Origin of the sequence: Paraburkholderia sp. Ac-20347 (assembly GCF_017104805.1) — a bacterium.
GTDB classification, from domain to species: Bacteria; Pseudomonadota; Gammaproteobacteria; order Burkholderiales; family Burkholderiaceae; genus Paraburkholderia; species Paraburkholderia tropica.
On the sequence record NZ_JAAGPN010000212.1, the window covers coordinates 1 to 14,203 of the forward strand.

Annotated in this window: 15 protein-coding genes; 5 read left to right on the forward strand and 10 right to left on the reverse strand. The window is 65.9% G+C overall.

Annotated elements, in window-relative coordinates; translation table 11 throughout:
• From coxB to G3N97_RS28920, 3 genes are all read right to left on the reverse strand, one after another.
• The coding region (coxB, locus tag G3N97_RS28910; protein ID WP_205996390.1) for a cytochrome c oxidase subunit II at positions 1–1,238 on the reverse strand (1,238 nt) is incomplete at its 3' end.
• A gap of 93 nt (positions 1,239–1,331) precedes the next feature.
• Positions 1,332–1,808 carry a DUF2244 domain-containing protein gene (locus G3N97_RS28915; protein WP_205996391.1) on the reverse strand — a complete coding sequence of 159 codons (477 nt, stop codon included), beginning with the start codon at positions 1,806–1,808 and terminating at the stop codon, positions 1,332–1,334.
• Between the two features lie 263 nt (positions 1,809–2,071).
• Positions 2,072–3,061, reverse strand: a complete 990-nt coding sequence (locus G3N97_RS28920; protein WP_205996392.1) for a methyltransferase domain-containing protein — start codon at positions 3,059–3,061, stop codon at positions 2,072–2,074.
• A gap of 186 nt (positions 3,062–3,247) precedes the next feature.
• On the opposite strand from G3N97_RS28920, the gene G3N97_RS28925 reads away from it, so the two are divergent.
• Both G3N97_RS28925 and trmL read left to right on the forward strand, forming a co-directional pair.
• Positions 3,248–4,081 (forward strand): ComF family protein, encoded by an 834-nt coding sequence (locus tag G3N97_RS28925; protein ID WP_205996393.1) that lies wholly within the window; start codon positions 3,248–3,250, stop codon positions 4,079–4,081.
• Between the two features lie 52 nt (positions 4,082–4,133).
• Positions 4,134–4,604 carry a tRNA (uridine(34)/cytosine(34)/5-carboxymethylaminomethyluridine(34)-2'-O)-methyltransferase TrmL gene (gene trmL / locus G3N97_RS28930; protein WP_110325345.1) on the forward strand — a complete coding sequence of 157 codons (471 nt, stop codon included), beginning with the start codon at positions 4,134–4,136 and terminating at the stop codon, positions 4,602–4,604.
• A 24-nt stretch (positions 4,605–4,628) separates the two neighbouring features.
• Here trmL and G3N97_RS28935 read toward each other — a convergent pair whose 3' ends face one another.
• The 5 genes from G3N97_RS28935 to G3N97_RS28955 all read right to left on the reverse strand — a co-directional run bounded on the left by G3N97_RS28935 (position 4,629) and on the right by G3N97_RS28955 (position 7,664).
• On the reverse strand, positions 4,629–5,153 hold the full coding sequence (locus G3N97_RS28935) for an O-acetyl-ADP-ribose deacetylase (RefSeq protein WP_205996394.1): 525 nt from the start codon (positions 5,151–5,153) through the stop codon (positions 4,629–4,631).
• Positions 5,154–5,235: 82 nt separating this feature from the next.
• Complete coding sequence (locus tag G3N97_RS28940; protein ID WP_205996395.1) at positions 5,236–6,234, reverse strand: NAD(P)H-dependent glycerol-3-phosphate dehydrogenase; 999 nt, start codon at positions 6,232–6,234, stop codon at positions 5,236–5,238.
• Between the two features lie 44 nt (positions 6,235–6,278).
• The gene (secB, locus tag G3N97_RS28945; protein ID WP_065062119.1) at positions 6,279–6,746 is read right to left on the reverse strand and encodes a protein-export chaperone SecB; all 468 of its coding nucleotides are present in this window, start codon (positions 6,744–6,746) and stop codon (positions 6,279–6,281) included.
• A gap of 232 nt (positions 6,747–6,978) precedes the next feature.
• The gene (grxC, locus tag G3N97_RS28950; RefSeq protein WP_205996396.1) at positions 6,979–7,242 is read right to left on the reverse strand and encodes a glutaredoxin 3; all 264 of its coding nucleotides are present in this window, start codon (positions 7,240–7,242) and stop codon (positions 6,979–6,981) included.
• Positions 7,239–7,664, reverse strand: coding sequence for a rhodanese-like domain-containing protein (locus G3N97_RS28955; RefSeq protein WP_065062115.1), 426 nt, complete (start codon positions 7,662–7,664; stop codon positions 7,239–7,241). Before G3N97_RS28955 ends, grxC begins: the two co-directional genes overlap by 4 nt.
• Positions 7,665–7,855: 191 nt before the next feature.
• On the opposite strand from G3N97_RS28955, the gene gpmA reads away from it, so the two are divergent.
• The 3 genes from gpmA (at position 7,856) to moeB (ending at position 11,675) form a co-directional block, all read left to right on the forward strand.
• Positions 7,856–8,605 carry a 2,3-diphosphoglycerate-dependent phosphoglycerate mutase gene (gene gpmA / locus G3N97_RS28960; protein WP_205996397.1) on the forward strand — a complete coding sequence of 250 codons (750 nt, stop codon included), beginning with the start codon at positions 7,856–7,858 and terminating at the stop codon, positions 8,603–8,605.
• Between the two features lie 537 nt (positions 8,606–9,142).
• Entirely contained in the window at positions 9,143–10,747 is a 1,605-nt protein-coding gene (locus tag G3N97_RS28965; RefSeq protein WP_065062111.1) for a S41 family peptidase, read from the forward strand.
• Positions 10,748–10,919: 172 nt separating this feature from the next.
• Entirely contained in the window at positions 10,920–11,675 is a 756-nt protein-coding gene (moeB, locus tag G3N97_RS28970; protein ID WP_205996398.1) for a molybdopterin-synthase adenylyltransferase MoeB, read from the forward strand.
• Between the two features lie 91 nt (positions 11,676–11,766).
• On the opposite strand, the gene ptsP is transcribed toward moeB, so the two are convergent.
• Together ptsP and G3N97_RS28980 are read right to left on the reverse strand one after the other, a co-directional pair.
• Positions 11,767–13,506 (reverse strand): phosphoenolpyruvate--protein phosphotransferase, encoded by a 1,740-nt coding sequence (gene ptsP, locus G3N97_RS28975; protein ID WP_205996399.1) that lies wholly within the window; start codon positions 13,504–13,506, stop codon positions 11,767–11,769.
• Between the two features lie 275 nt (positions 13,507–13,781).
• Complete coding sequence (locus G3N97_RS28980; RefSeq protein WP_065062107.1) at positions 13,782–14,051, reverse strand: HPr family phosphocarrier protein; 270 nt, start codon at positions 14,049–14,051, stop codon at positions 13,782–13,784.
• Positions 14,052–14,203: the final 152 nt, after the last annotated feature.

Sequence of the window (14,203 nt, forward strand, 5' to 3'; positions counted from 1 at the left end):
GCACCGCTCGCCGCGCCCTGATCCGCACCCGCCGCAGCCGTCGCGCCGCCTTCGGGCAACTTGCCGTTGCGGGCGTCGGCGACCTGACGCGGTTGCAGGAGGTCGCCCATGTGGTTGCCCCACGAATTGCGCTCGAACGTGATGACCGAAGCGATCTCCACGTCGTTGAGCGTGGGCGCCCACGACGGCATGGCGTTCTTGCCGTGCAGCACGATGCTCACGTGCTCGGCGATCGGGCCGTTCGCGACCTTGCTGCCGTCGAGCGCCGGAAAGTCGCCCGCACCCTTGCCGGTCGGCTGGTGGCACACCGCGCAGTTGGCCGCGTACACCTTCGCGCCGCGCTCCTTGAGTTCCGCCAGCGTGTAGGTCTTGTTCGGGTCGTCATTAGCGGCGGACATCTTCGCCTTCTGCGTCTGCACCCACTTCGCGTAATCGTCGTCGGACAGCACTTCGACCACGACCGGCATGTAGGCGTGTTCCTTGCCGCACAGCTCGGTACAGAAGCCGCGGTAGGTGCCCGTCTTCTCGGCCTTGAACCACGTGTCGCGCACGAAGCCCGGAATCGCGTCCTGCTTCACGCCGAACGCGGGCACGTACCACGAGTGCACCACGTCGTTGGCGGTCGTGATCACGCGGATCTTCTTGTTGACCGGCACGACGAGCGGGTTGTCGACTTCCTGCAGATAGGTGTCGGTGATCGGCGCGTGGCCGTTCACTTCGGCGCGCGGCGTGCTCAGCGTCGAGAGAAAGCTGATGCCCTCGCCCGGCCCCTTCACGTAGTCGTAGCCCCACTTCCACTGATAGCCGGTGACCTTCACGGTGAGGTCGGCGTTGGAGGTGTCTTTCATCGCCACGACGGCCTTGGTCGCCGGCAGCGCCATCAGCACGACGATCACGAACGGCACCACCGTCCAGATGATTTCGACGGTCGTGCTCTCGTGGAAATGCGCGGCCTGATGACCCTTCGATTTGCGGTGCGCAAAAATCGAATAGAACATGACGCCGAATACGCCGATGAAAATCACCGTGCATAGGATCAGCATCATCGTATGGAGGCTGTAAAGCTCTTCTGCGATGCGCGTGACGGGCGGCTGGAGATTGATCTCGTTGACCGCTGGACCGCCCGGACTGTCTCCGACTGCGAGTGCCGCGCCCGCGACCAGAAGTCCGCTGCACGCGAGCACGCCCTGTAGGGCTCGCTTGATTGTTTTCATAGCTTCCTTACCCATATTTTCCATTCAAACCCTCGACCCCGCAGGAAGGTTTCGCAATCAGGTCGCGCCCTGGGGCGCTCGCGCCGCGACTCGTAAGATGACGCATCGCGCATGAATTCAACCCGCGCGCGCAAGCCACGCACGCAGTTCCCGCGCGAACTGCGCACGCCGATACTGCGGCAGATGCAACCCGACAGCGACCGCCTGGCCGCGGGACACGAGACGCACCGGATCGCGTGGGGTCGCGCCCGGCTCGACCCGGACCCAGCGGGGATTGAATTCGAACTGGGTGAGCGCGTCGGCGCTCATCTGCTCGATCACCAGCCGGTTCGGATATAGCCTGATACGTTCGTAATCGACAGCATGGCGCGCATAGATGGCGAAGGCGCCCCCAACTACCAACAGATCGATTCCAGTGAACGGCAAAACCAGCCAGGCGCCGTGGATCAACAGCAGAACGGCGATCGCGATGGAGACCAGCGCCAGCGACACATAGAACAACACGAATTGCCTGGGCGAAGCCGAACAATTGCGCTTCATGGTCCAGTCTTGCAGGACCGGCTCCGGACTCGCCAGCAGATCAGATGTCTGCATCGCTCGCTTCCCCCACTGCAACATCCTCAGACTATCGCCGCTTTGCGCCTTACACAACTGCGGGAGATCTGGACTTGCCGTGTCGGATTTGGGGTCTGTCCGTGCAGCAAGCTGACGCATTATAGGCGCGAACCCCAGCCCTCACAAGCAAGCCCCAATCTGCCTAAAACCCTTACCAGACGGCACTTACAGCGATTTTTCAACAAAAATTCGGGGGCTTTTCAGGCGCTAATTTCAGGCATAACGAAAGCCCCCTTACCACGTCAGCGATTCCTTGCCGATCCGCGTCCAATATCTTCGATCCGCACGATCCCGTGGCCTTCCGCCGTCGTGCGCGGCACGGCCTTCCAGGCGTGTCCGTAGATGATTTCGAAGGTGAGCGGGATGGTCCCCGCGTTCGGTCCGTCGTGCAGCCGGCGTGCCTCGAGCGCGTCCAGCAATGCGCGATAGAGGCGGCGCGGCGCGAGCGCGGGCGCGTCGGCGTCGGCCGCTTCCCAGCCGAACGGATAGGCGCCCCAGCGGCGCACGTCGGCGAGCAGCTTTTCCGGCGTCTTGTAGGTGACGGTGAGCGTCTCCTGATCCATCACCGGAATTTCGAAGCCGTTCTCGACCAGCATGTCGCCGAGATCGTGCATGTCGACGAAATCGATCACATGCGGCTGCGTGGCCACGCCGTGCGCGGCCTCGACTTCGGCGTAGGCGCCGCGCAGTTCCTTGAGCGTGTCGGGGCCGAGTGTGCTGAACATCAGCAGGCCGTTCACCTTGAGCACGCGCTGCCATTCGCCGAACACGAGGTCCGGGCGCGGATGCCAGTGCAGCGCGAGGTTCGACCACAGCATCTCGAATGCGCCGTGCGCAAACGGCAGTTCGGCGAAGTCGGCCTGCGCGAAACGCGGACCGCGTGCGCCGAGCGCCCGGCCGATCGAAACGGGGAGGAACCGGCGCCAGCTCGTGTCGCCGGCGTCGTGCGCGCGGGCGCGCTCGAGCATCGCGAACGAGAGATCGGCGCCGAACACCGGCGCTTCGGGGAAGCGCTCACGCAGATTCGGAAGGTCGTCACCGGGGCCGCAGCCCAGGTCGAGCACGCTCGTGGGGCTCACCTTGATGTAGTCGAGGCGCTCGCGCATGCGGCTCGCGATTTCTCGCGGCAGGAACGCGACCTCGTCGAAAGTCGCCGCGCGACGATCGAAAATCCGCTGCACATGGCGCGGATCATAGGCCGGACGGCCGGGTCTGGGGTGAGACGGGGACATGTCGGTCGTATTGGCGAAGTCTGCGAAGTATACTCGCTCACTCCCATCCTTTCAGTTCACGAGCCCGCTACGGGCCGCCCTTCGATGCCGCCGCCGCCCGCTTCGACGTCCCCTTCGACGTCTCTTGAGTCGCCCGCCTCGCGACGCGCCGCTTGCCGGACCCAGGGTTCGAACCCATCCCGGGCCATGCCGCGCGTCTGCCAGAGCGTGCGAGCGCGTTGGTCGCGGCTCGCCCACTTCGTGCTGCCCAATCCGTGTCCATTATGCGGCAATTTGACGCGAGGCAGTTTCAGCGTGTCCGTCGCCTCCAGCTCGCGCGGTCTGCTGTGCGAAGGCTGCGATGCCGCGTACTGGAACGAGGCGCGGCTGCGTTGCGCGGTGTGCGCGCTGCCGCTCGCGAGCGCGCGGCGCGCAATGCACCGACGGGATGGCGCGGAGCCGGAACGCGCCCGCCATCGCTGTGAGGCGTGCCTGAAAACACCGCCCGCCTTCGATGCGACGCTCGCGCTCGCCGACTATCGCGCGCCGCTCGACGGTCTCGCGCGCGGGCTCAAGTTCCGCGCGCGACTCGCGCTGGGCGAGGAATTCGCGCGGCGGCTCGCGCTGGCCGCCGAAGATTGGCTCGATGCTGCGGAGTCCGCCGCAAGCGACGAAACCGGCGTGCCCGACCTGATCGTGCCCGTGCCGCTTTCGCGCGAGCGCCTGATCGAACGCGGCTACAACCAGGCGTGGCTGATCGCGAAACCGCTGGCGCGCGCGCTCGGCACGCGTGCCGAAGCCACGCTGCTGCGCCGCACGCTGCACACGGCGCCGCAATCGAAGCTCGACCGCGAAACGCGCCGCCGCAACGTGGGCCGGGCGTTCGCGCTAACGCGCACCGATCTGCGCGGCCTGCACCTCGGCGTGGTCGACGACGTCATGACTTCGGGCGCGACGCTCGACGCCCTCGCCCGCACGCTCAAGGCCGCGGGTGCGCGGCGCGTGACGAATTTCGTCGCGCTTCGCACGCCGAAGGACTGAGTGCCGCGCGCTTTTTTATCGTTTTTATCGTCTTTTCACGAGTTTCATCATCATGTTCAACGTCGTTCTCGTCGAACCGGAAATTCCGCCGAACACCGGTAACGTCATTCGCCTGTGCGCGAACACGGGCGCCCGGCTGCATCTGATCGAGCCGCTCGGCTTTCCGCTCGACGACACGAAGATGCGCCGCGCGGGCCTCGACTATCACGAATACGCGCAAATGCACGTGCACGCCAACTGGGACGCGTTCGTCGCCAAGGAGACGCCCGATCCGTCGCGCATGTTCGCGTTCACCACACGCGGCTCGGGGCGCTTTCACGACCACGCGTTCCTGCCGGGCGACTGGTTCGTGTTCGGTGCGGAAACGCGCGGGCTGCCCGATGGCGTGCTGGAGCGCTTCGCGCCCGAACAGCGCGTGCGCCTGCCGATGCGGCCCGGCAATCGCAGCCTGAATCTGTCGAATACGGTCGCGGTCGTGGTGTTCGAAGCGTGGCGTCAGGCCGGTTTCGAAGGCGGGGAATAAGCGCGGATTGACGGCGATGCGGGCTTATCGGGCACGCAGTTCGCGCTCGTAACGCGCGAGCATCGCCTCGTCGAAGCACGCGAAGATCACGCGTTCGAGCGCCGGATACGCGGGCAAGGTGTCGATGACGGTCGCGAGCGCGATGCTCGCCGCCTCGTCGGGCGGGAATCGATACACGCCGCAGCTGATCGCGGGAAACGCGATGCTCCGCACGTTCGCCTCGCGCGCGACCTCGAGCGAGCGCCGGTAGCACGAGGCCAGCAGGAACGCCTCGTCGCGCCCGCCACCGTGCCAGACCGGACCGACGGTGTGAATCACGTGCTGTGCGGGAAGCCGGTAGCCGGCGGTGAGTTTGGCGTCGCCGGTCGGGCAGCCGTGCAGCGTCTCGCACTCGCGCAGCAGCTCGGGGCCGGCCGCGCGATGAATCGCGCCGTCCACGCCGCCGCCGCCGAGCAGCAAGGTGTTCGCGGCGTTCACGATGGCATCGACGGCGAGCGTCGTGATGTCCACGACCCGCGCCTCGATGCGGCAGGATCCGATGGTGAGCATGACGGTCCTCCTTGCGCGCTTGTGCGCAACCTCGCGCGAATCTCGCGCCTTCACGACGAAGACGCGCCGTGGCAGCGCAGGACTACTCCGCCTTCGCGTCGCGCCTGAGCAGGGCGCTCACGGCGTCGCGCGGCGCCACGCCGTCGAACAGCACGGCGCATACCGCCTCGGTGATCGGCATGTCGATCTGATGCGCGCGCGCGATCGCCGCCACGGCGCGCGCGCAGCGCACGCCTTCGGCCACGTGGCCGAGCGCGCCGAGGATGTCGTCGAGCGTGCGCCCGCTCGCCAGCTGCCTGCCGACGGTGCGGTTGCGCGACAGGTCGCCGGTCGCGGTGAGGATGAGGTCGCCGAGGCCCGTGAGACCGGTAAAGGTCTCCGCGCGGCCGCCAAGCGCGGCGCCCAGACGCGTCATTTCCGCGAGACCGCGCGTGATGAGCGCGGCGCGTGCGTTCAGGCCGAGGCCGAGGCCGTCCGAGATGCCGGTGGCGATGGCGAGCACGTTCTTGACCGCGCCGCCCACTTCCACGCCGACGACGTCGTCGCCGGTATAGATGCGCATCGCGCGGTGATGGAATGCGGCGAGCGTGCGCTCGCGGCAGTCGGCCGACGCGCTCGCGACCGTGAGCGCGACGGGCAGACCCTCGCCCACTTCGCGCGCGAAACTCGGGCCGGACAGCACGCCATTGCTCGCGTGGTCGGGCAATTCCGCCGCAACGACCTGATGCGGCATCAGTTGCGAGTCGGCTTCGAAGCCTTTGCAGAGCCACACGAAATGCGCGGGCACGCGGCCCATGTCGCGCATCGTGCGCAGCATGTCGCGCAGACCCGCGACAGGCGTGCCGAGCACGACCAGATCCGCCTCGCTGGCGCCGTAGTCGAGCGCGGCGGCGAGATCGGTTTCGTACTGGAGAGATTCAGGCAGCGAGACGCCCGCGAGATAGCGGGCGTTCTCGTGCGTCTTGCGCAGGGCGTCGACGAGCGCGCCATCGCGCGCCCACAACACCGTGTCATGCGCCTGGGCCAGATGGCCCGCCAGCGCGGTGCCCCACGCTCCGGCGCCGAGAACGGCGACTTTCATTCCGATACTCCGCACCGGTTGGTTCGATCAGCGATCAAAAACGATCAATGCGTGGCGTTGCTGGCGCCGTCCTGCTGCTGCGCGATCTGCTGCAGGCGTTGCTCGTAGAGCGCCTGGAAGTTGATCTCGGCGAGATGGATCGGCGGGAAGCCCGCACGCGTGATCGCGTCGGCGATGTTCGAGCGCAGATACGGGAACAGGATGGTCGGGCAAGCGATGCCGACGAGCGGATCGACCTGTTCGGCCGGGATGTTGCGGATGTCGAAAATGCCGGCTTGCTTGGCTTCGATCAGGAACGCAACCTTGTCCTTGACCTTGGCGGTGACCGTGCCGGTGACGAGGATCTCGAACACCGATTCCGCGAGGCGTTCGGCCTTGACGTCGACTTCCACTTCAACCGACGGCATGTCCTGCTCAAGGAAGATGGCCGGCGAGTTCGGCTGCTCGAGCGACAGGTCCTTGAGGTAAATGCGCTGGATGTTGAAGAACGGCTGGTTATTCTCGTCAGACATGGTGTTTGGCTTCCTGATTAAATGAACTGCGGCTGCACAGTATCGCAAGGTCTCGCAATGAGGCGAGTCCGCGCGACGCAGCCGCACTGAGCAGCAACAAACGACAACACGCCCGCGCGAACCTTTTCGGCTCGCGCGGGCGAAACCTGGGGCGCTGTTACCGCGCCCGAACCGCCCTTGCGGGGCGGCGAGTGCATCGAACCGGCGCGCGGATCGATGCGCGGACCGAAACTCAGGCCGTGGCTTCGAGCAGCGGCATCAGGCCGCCTGCACGGTCGAGCGCGGAGAGGTCATCGTAACCGCCCACATGCGTCTCGCCGATATAGACCTGCGGTACCGTGCGACGGCCGGTGCGCGTCATCATTTCTTCACGACGCGCCGGATCCCGGTCGATCAGCACTTTCTCGATGTGTTCGACGCCGCGCGACTTTAAAAGACGTTCGGCCATCTGGCAATACGGGCACACCTGGGTGCTGTACATGACCACTTTGTTCACTTCGAACCTCCTTGTTTCACGACCGGCATACCGGCCTGCTGCCAGGCGTTCACGCCGCCGTCCAGCACGTGGACTTCGGCAAAACCGGCTTCCTTCACAAGACTCGCGGCCTTGTTCGAGTGCTGGCCCGTCTGGCAGACCAGCAGCACCGGGTTGCTCTTGTTCTTCACGAACTGGCCGATCTTGCCTTGCAGCTCGCTCATCGGCAGATGGCGGGCGGCGGGCAGATGGCCCTTCGCGAACTCGTCGGCCGAACGCACGTCGATCACCACCGCGTTGCGGCGGTTGATCATCTGCGTGGCTTCGGCGGCCGACACGCCGCCGCGGCCGCCGCGCTTGAGCGTCGGCCACAGGAGCAACCCTCCTGAGATGAGGACGATCGCGATGAGAACAAGGTTGATGTAATTGGTGAAGAACGTCACGGAGAGGCCGCCGGGAAAAAGAGAAATCGTGGGAAATCGAGTTCGGACAATCCGCTCATTATAAAATAACCGTTTGTCGCAGGGTTGACGCCCCCCAGCCCGGGCGCGCAACCCGCTGGACCGGGCCGCCCTGGTTTGCTGGACGTTCCCGTCCCCGATTACCGCTTCCTTCACTACCGACCGGCATCCTCATGTACAAACTCGTACTCATCCGCCACGGCGAATCGACGTGGAACAAGGAAAACCGCTTCACCGGCTGGGTGGACGTCGACCTGACCGAACAGGGCAATCGCGAGGCCCAGCAGGCCGGCCAGCTCCTCAAGGCGTCGGGCTATGCGTTCGACATCGCCTACACGTCGGTGCTCAAGCGCGCGATCCGCACGCTCTGGCACGTCCAGGACCAGATGGACCAGATGTACCTCCCGGTCGTCCACTCGTGGCGTCTGAACGAGCGTCATTACGGCGCGCTTTCGGGCCTGAACAAGGCGGAAACGGCTGCGAAGTACGGCGACGAACAGGTGCTCGTCTGGCGCCGCAGCTACGACACGCCGCCGCCCGCGCTCGATCCGTCGGACGACCGCACGGCCTACAACGACCCGCGCTACGCCAAGGTGCCGCGCGAGCAGCTGCCGCTGACCGAGTGCCTGAAGGACACGGTCGCGCGCGTGCTGCCGCTGTGGAACGAGTCGATCGCGCCGGCCATCAAGTCGGGCAAGAACGTCGTGATCGCCGCGCACGGCAACTCGATCCGCGCGCTCGTGAAGTATCTGGACGGCATCTCGGACAGCGACATCGTCGGCCTGAACATTCCGAACGGCGTGCCGCTCGTCTATGAACTCGACGAGAACCTCAAGCCCATCAAGCATTACTACCTCGGCGACGCCGAGGCCATCGTGCAGGCGCAGGCCGCCGTCGCGAACCAGGGCAAGAAAGCAGGCTGATCCTCGCCTCGCTCACGCATGACTCTCGCCGGCGCCCGCTCCTTTCGAGCGGGCGCCGCCGGTTTACCCGCAGGCCGCCTGAACCTGGCGACTCAAGCACGCATGTCGATTCGCATCCGACGTCGACGCTGCGCCCAGCATCCTCTCGCGCGCGATCCCTTGCGCCATCCTTTCGCGCGGACTACTCGCCGCTATCGTCATCGCGCGTCATCGCGCACGCTCGCGCGCCAGGCTGACGGCGCCGCCAGCTTCGCGCCAGTTCGCCGTCACACCCGCATCCAGTCTGCCTTTGCGGCGCAATTCACGGCACAATTCACGGCACGCGGCTTGCGAACCCGGCCGCATCGCGGTTGTCGAACACGCAACGTTCGGCTCGCCGCGAGCTTCGATTCACGCGCGGTCATCCGTCGAACCCGACGCTGAACGCGCCTTGTACACAGACGCGGCAACTGTGCAGTTATACTTGTCCGTCGCTTTTCCATTAGACGCTGCCACGCGCCTATTTTTCACGCGCCTCGACCGCACGCAACAAACTCTATGCGAAAGAACCTGAAAAACATCGGCCTGATCGCCGCTGGCCTCGCGACCGGCGTATTTGCCACCCTGCAGATTTCCGCCTCGGCGCAGCAGACCCAGCAGACCGTGATCGAGCCGCTGCCGCTCGACCAGCTGCGGCTCTTCGCCGAAGTCTTCGGTCAGATCAAGCATGAGTACGTCACGCCGGTCGACGACAAGAAGCTCCTCACCGCCGCCATCAAGGGCATGGTGTCGAGTCTCGACCCGCATTCGTCGTATCTCGACAAGACCGACTACCAGGAACTCCAGGAGCAGACCAAGGGCCGCTTCGCGGGCCTCGGCATCGAGATCTCCTCGGAAGACGGCCTGATCAAGGTGATCTCGCCCATCGAAGACACGCCCGCGTTCCGCGCCGGCATCCGTCCGGGCGACCTCATCACGCGTATCAACGACAAGCCCGTGCGCGGCATGACGCTCGACCAGGCGGTCAAGCAGATGCGCGGCGATCCGGGCACGAAGGTCACGCTCACGATCTTCCGCAAGACCGACGACCGCACCTTCCCGCTCACCATCACGCGCGCCATCATCAAGGTGCAGAGCGTGAAGTCGAAGATCCTCGCGCCGGGTTACGCGTACATCCGCATCACGAGCTTCCAGGAACGCACCACGCCTGACCTCGCAGCCAAGCTGCAGGACATCGCGCGTCAGGAGCCGAACCTGAAGGGCCTCATCCTCGATCTGCGCAACAACGGCGGCGGTCTGCTGCAAAGCGCGGTCGGCGTGGCGGGCGCGTTCCTGCCGGCCGACTCGGTCGTCGTCTCGACGAACGGCCAGATTCCGGACTCGAAGCAGGTCTATCGCGACAACTACGAGAACTACCGCCTGCCGTCGTTCGACGGCGACCCGCTCAAGGGCGAAGCGGCTGAGTTCAAGACCGTGCCGATGATCGTGCTGACCAACGCCTACTCGGCGTCGGCGTCGGAAATCGTCGCGGGCGCGCTGCAGGACCAGAAGCGTGCGCTCATCATCGGCAAGACGACGTTCGGCAAGGGCTCGGTGCAAACCGTGCGTCCGATGACGGCCGACACGGCGCTGCGTCTGACCACGGCGTACTACTACACGCCGAGCGGCCGCTCGATCCAGAACAAGGGCATCCGTCCTGACGTCGCGGTCGATCAGTACGCGGACGGCGATCCGGACGACGCACTCGTCACGCGCGAAGTGGACTATCAGAACCACCTCGCCAACACGCAGGATCCGGACGAGAAGAAGGAGCAGGACGTGCGCGAGCAGGAGCGCATGGACATGCTGCGTCAGCTTGAAGAGCAGAACGACAAGAAGACGCCGGAACAGCGCCAGAAGGATCGCGAGCGCAAGCCGGTCGAATTCGGTTCGACTGACGACTTCATGCTCCAGCAGGCGCTGAACAAGCTTCAGGGCAAGCCGGTGGTCGAATCGAAGTCGCCGATGGAGCGCCGCATGGCGCAGCAGAAGCCGCCTACCTCGGCTTCGGCGCCCATCGCCGTGAAGCCGGGCGCGCTGATCATGGCGCCGGGCGCGTCGGCTCCGGCCGCCGCTTCCGCACCTGCAACGGCGCCCGCGCCGGCCTCGGCTCCCGCGAAGTAAGCTGCATCTGCCTCACCCGCTCCGGAGCCCGCGTTAGCACCGCAACGCGCGCCCCGGAGCGAAGCTCCCGCCGCCGGTACAATACGAACTTCGCGACTTTCGCGAATCCGTATTTCCGGCGCGCGTCTCCCGGCCTTCTGTCCATCGCGCGCCTCGCACCGTGCGCCCCGCGATGAACGACGACCAACTCCTCCGCTATTCCCGCCATATCCTCGTCGACGAGATCGGCATCGAGGCGCAGCAGCGCTTTCTCGACGCGCATGCACTCGTGATCGGCGCGGGCGGCCTCGGCTCGCCGGCGGCGATGTATCTCGCGGCGTCGGGCGTGGGCACGCTCACGCTCGTCGACAACGACACGGTCGATCTCACCAATCTGCAGCGGCAGATCATGCACGAGACGGCGTCGGTCGGCCGCGCCAAGGTCGAGTCGGGCCGCGAAGCCATCGCGCGCCTGAATCCGGAGGTGACGGTCAACGCCGTGCACGCGCGCATCGACGACGCCTGGCTCGACGAGCAGGTGCCGAAGATGAGCGTGGTGCTCGATTGCACCGACAACTTCGCCACGCGCCACGCGATCAACCGCGCCTGCGTGAAGCATGGCGTGCCGCTCGTCTCGGGCGCGGCGCTGCGCTTCGACGGCCAGATCAGCACCTTCGATTTCCGCCGCGAAGACTCGCCCTGCTACGCCTGCGTGTTCCCCGAAGATCAGCCGTTCGAGGAAGTCGCGTGCTCGACGATGGGCGTGTTCGCGCCCACGGTGGGCATCATCGGCGCGATGCAGGCCGCGGAAGCGCTCCGCGTGGTCGGCGAGATCGGCACGCCGCTCGTCGGCCGGCTGATGATGCTCGATTCGCTGCGCATGGAATGGAACACGATGCGCATCGCGCGCCAGCCCGATTGCGCCGTCTGCGGCGAACGGCACGTGTGAGCGCGCCAACAAAAAAGCCCCGGCATGCCGGGGCTTTTTTGCTCTTGAAGCACGACGGGTACGGGAAGCACGAGAAGCAAGACCGCGCGGATCACGCCTGCGCGAGACGCCCCAACGCCGCCTGCAACTCTTCGGGCTCGTAGGCGGCCAGCACATCGGCGACCGGCTTTTCGAGCGCCTTCAATTGCGAGCGCAGGATCTCCTGCTTCACCACCAGCAACTGGCTCGGATGCATCGAGAACTCCGTGAGCCCCATGCCGAGCAGCAGTCGCGTGAGCTGCGGATCGCCCGCCATCTCGCCACACACGGAGACCGGCACGCCCGCGCGCTTCGCCTCGCGCAGCGTGTGCGCGATCAGTTGCAGCACCGCCGGATGCAGCGGGTCGTAGAGATCGGCCACGGCGTTGTCGGCGCGGTCGATCGCGAGCGTGTACTGAATCAGATCGTTGGTGCCGATCGAGAGGAAGTCGAGCCGGCGCAGGAACATCGGCAAGGCCAGCGCCGCCGCCGGAATCTCGATCATCGCGCCCACCTGGATGTTCGAGTCGTAGGCGAGGCCCGCGTCGTCGAGCTGACGCCGCGCCTCGCGGATCAGGTCGAGCGTCTGATCGATCTGCTGCGCGTGCGCGAGCATCGGGATCAGGATCTTCACGTTGCCGAACGCCGAGGCGCGCAGGATCGCGCGCAGCTGCGTGAGGAACATCTGCGGCTCGGACAGGCTCCAGCGGATCGCGCGCAGGCCCAGCGCCGGGTTCGCAGCGGTCTCGTAGCCGTCGGCGCCGGTGAGCGCATCGAGCGGCTTGTCCGCGCCCACGTCGATCGTGCGGATGGTCACGGGCAGCCCGTTCATCAGCTCGGCCGCGCGCTTGTAGGCCTCGAACTGCTCGTCCTCTTCCGGCAACTGGTCCTTGTGATTCATGAACAGGAACTCGGTGCGGAACAGGCCCACGCCGGTCGCGCCCGAATCGAGCGCCGCCTGGGCGTCCTCGGGCAGCTCGATGTTCGCGCTGAGCTGGATGCGCGTGCCGCACAGCGTCTGCGTGGGCGAGAACTTCAGGCGCTGCAGCTTGCGGCGCTCGAGCGCCATCTCGCTCTGGCGATAGGTGTACTCCTCGAGCACGATGGGCGCGGGATCGACGATCACCACGCCATGATCGCCATCGACGATGATGAGATCGTCCTGGCGGATCAGCGCGCTCGCCTGCTGCACGCCGACCGCCGCCGGGATGCCCAGGCTGCGCGCGACGATCGCCGTATGCGAGGTGCGGCCGCCCAGATCGGTGACGAAGCCCTGGAAGGTTTGGCCCTTGAACTGCAGCATGTCGGCGGGCGCGATGTCGTGCGCGACCACGATCATCTCGTCGCAGCTGCCGTGCAGCGGCGTGGGCGACGCGCCCGCGAGCGCCTTGAGCACGCGCTCGACCACCTGCTCGATGTCGGCCTTGCGTTCGCGCAGGTATTCGTCCTCGACTTCGTCGAAGTGGCGCGTGATGCGTTCGAGCTGCTCGGTGAGCGCCCACTCGACGTTGAAGCGGCGCGTGCGGATGAGGTCCACGGTCTCCTGCACGAGCATCACGTCGTTCAGGATCATGAGGTGCACGCCGATGAACGCGCCCATTTCGCTGGGCGCGTCGGCGGCGAGGTCGGCGCGCAGCGTGTCGAGTTCCTGCTCGACGAGCTTGAGCGCGGCCCGAAAGCGCTCGATTTCGGCTTCGATCTGCGACAACTCGACCAGATAGTGATCGACGTCGAGCGCGGCCGGAGCGATCAAATACGCCCGCCCGATGGCAATACCGCGCGATACGGGAATTCCATGCAGCGTGAACGGCACGCGCACCTCCTCTGGTTATGTGATGCCGCGGCAAACCGCTGCAATGCGCACTCTCTGACCCCGCCCGTCATTATAAATTCCGCTGCGTGCCGATGTTCCCTGGCGACACGCGTTTTGCAGCGCGGCAAGTCTTCGCGGCGCGGGGAGTGTCTTCGTATTTCGTCCGACTTGCGCCGATCTTTAGGCCTTGCAAGACACCGTAAGCGAATACCGCGTCGAGCAAATGAAAACGCCGCGTCGAAACGCGGCGTCGGGAGGCTAAAAGCGGCCGTGCTTCACTGGCCTTCGCCGAACTTGTCGGCGATGAGCTTGAGCAGCGCGCTCATGGCGTCCTGCTCGTCGGGGCCTTCCGTTTCGATCAGCACCGTGCTGCCGATGCCCGCGGCCAGCATCATCACACCCATGATGCTCTTGGCGTTGATGCGGCGGCCGTTGCGGCTCATCCAGATTTCCGACTGATAGTTGCCGGCCAGTTGCGTCAGCTTCGCCGACGCGCGCGCATGCAGGCCGAGTTTGTTCACGATGGTCGTTTCTTGTTGCAGCATAGGTCGATCCAGACGCAGTGTAGTTGGAGTGATGCGGTGAATTGTGCGACGCCGTGGCCCGGCGTGCTCGCTGCGCGGCCTGCGCCGCGCGCGATGCTGCGGCGCAGCGAGCCGTGCCGCCGTGATCCGACGGACGGACTCAGGTCGCGCCG

What these genes read in the sequence shown, in the direction of transcription:
- G3N97_RS28965 (WP_065062111.1), top strand. Translation starts at nt 9,143, where the DNA reads ATGCGAAAGAACCTGAAAAACATCGGCCTGATCGCCGCTGGCCTCGCG.
- secB (WP_065062119.1), bottom strand. Translation starts at nt 6,746, where the DNA reads ATGTCTGACGAGAATAACCAGCCGTTCTTCAACATCCAGCGCATTTAC.
- G3N97_RS28940 (WP_205996395.1), bottom strand. Translation starts at nt 6,234, where the DNA reads ATGAAAGTCGCCGTTCTCGGCGCCGGAGCGTGGGGCACCGCGCTGGCG.
- G3N97_RS28980 (WP_065062107.1), bottom strand. Translation starts at nt 14,051, where the DNA reads ATGCTGCAACAAGAAACGACCATCGTGAACAAACTCGGCCTGCATGCG.
- G3N97_RS28915 (WP_205996391.1), bottom strand. Translation starts at nt 1,808, where the DNA reads ATGCAGACATCTGATCTGCTGGCGAGTCCGGAGCCGGTCCTGCAAGAC.
- moeB (WP_205996398.1), top strand. Translation starts at nt 10,920, where the DNA reads ATGAACGACGACCAACTCCTCCGCTATTCCCGCCATATCCTCGTCGAC.
- G3N97_RS28920 (WP_205996392.1), bottom strand. Translation starts at nt 3,061, where the DNA reads ATGTCCCCGTCTCACCCCAGACCCGGCCGTCCGGCCTATGATCCGCGC.
- trmL (WP_110325345.1), top strand. Translation starts at nt 4,134, where the DNA reads ATGTTCAACGTCGTTCTCGTCGAACCGGAAATTCCGCCGAACACCGGT.
- gpmA (WP_205996397.1), top strand. Translation starts at nt 7,856, where the DNA reads ATGTACAAACTCGTACTCATCCGCCACGGCGAATCGACGTGGAACAAG.
- G3N97_RS28935 (WP_205996394.1), bottom strand. Translation starts at nt 5,153, where the DNA reads ATGCTCACCATCGGATCCTGCCGCATCGAGGCGCGGGTCGTGGACATC.
- G3N97_RS28925 (WP_205996393.1), top strand. Translation starts at nt 3,248, where the DNA reads ATGCCGCGCGTCTGCCAGAGCGTGCGAGCGCGTTGGTCGCGGCTCGCC.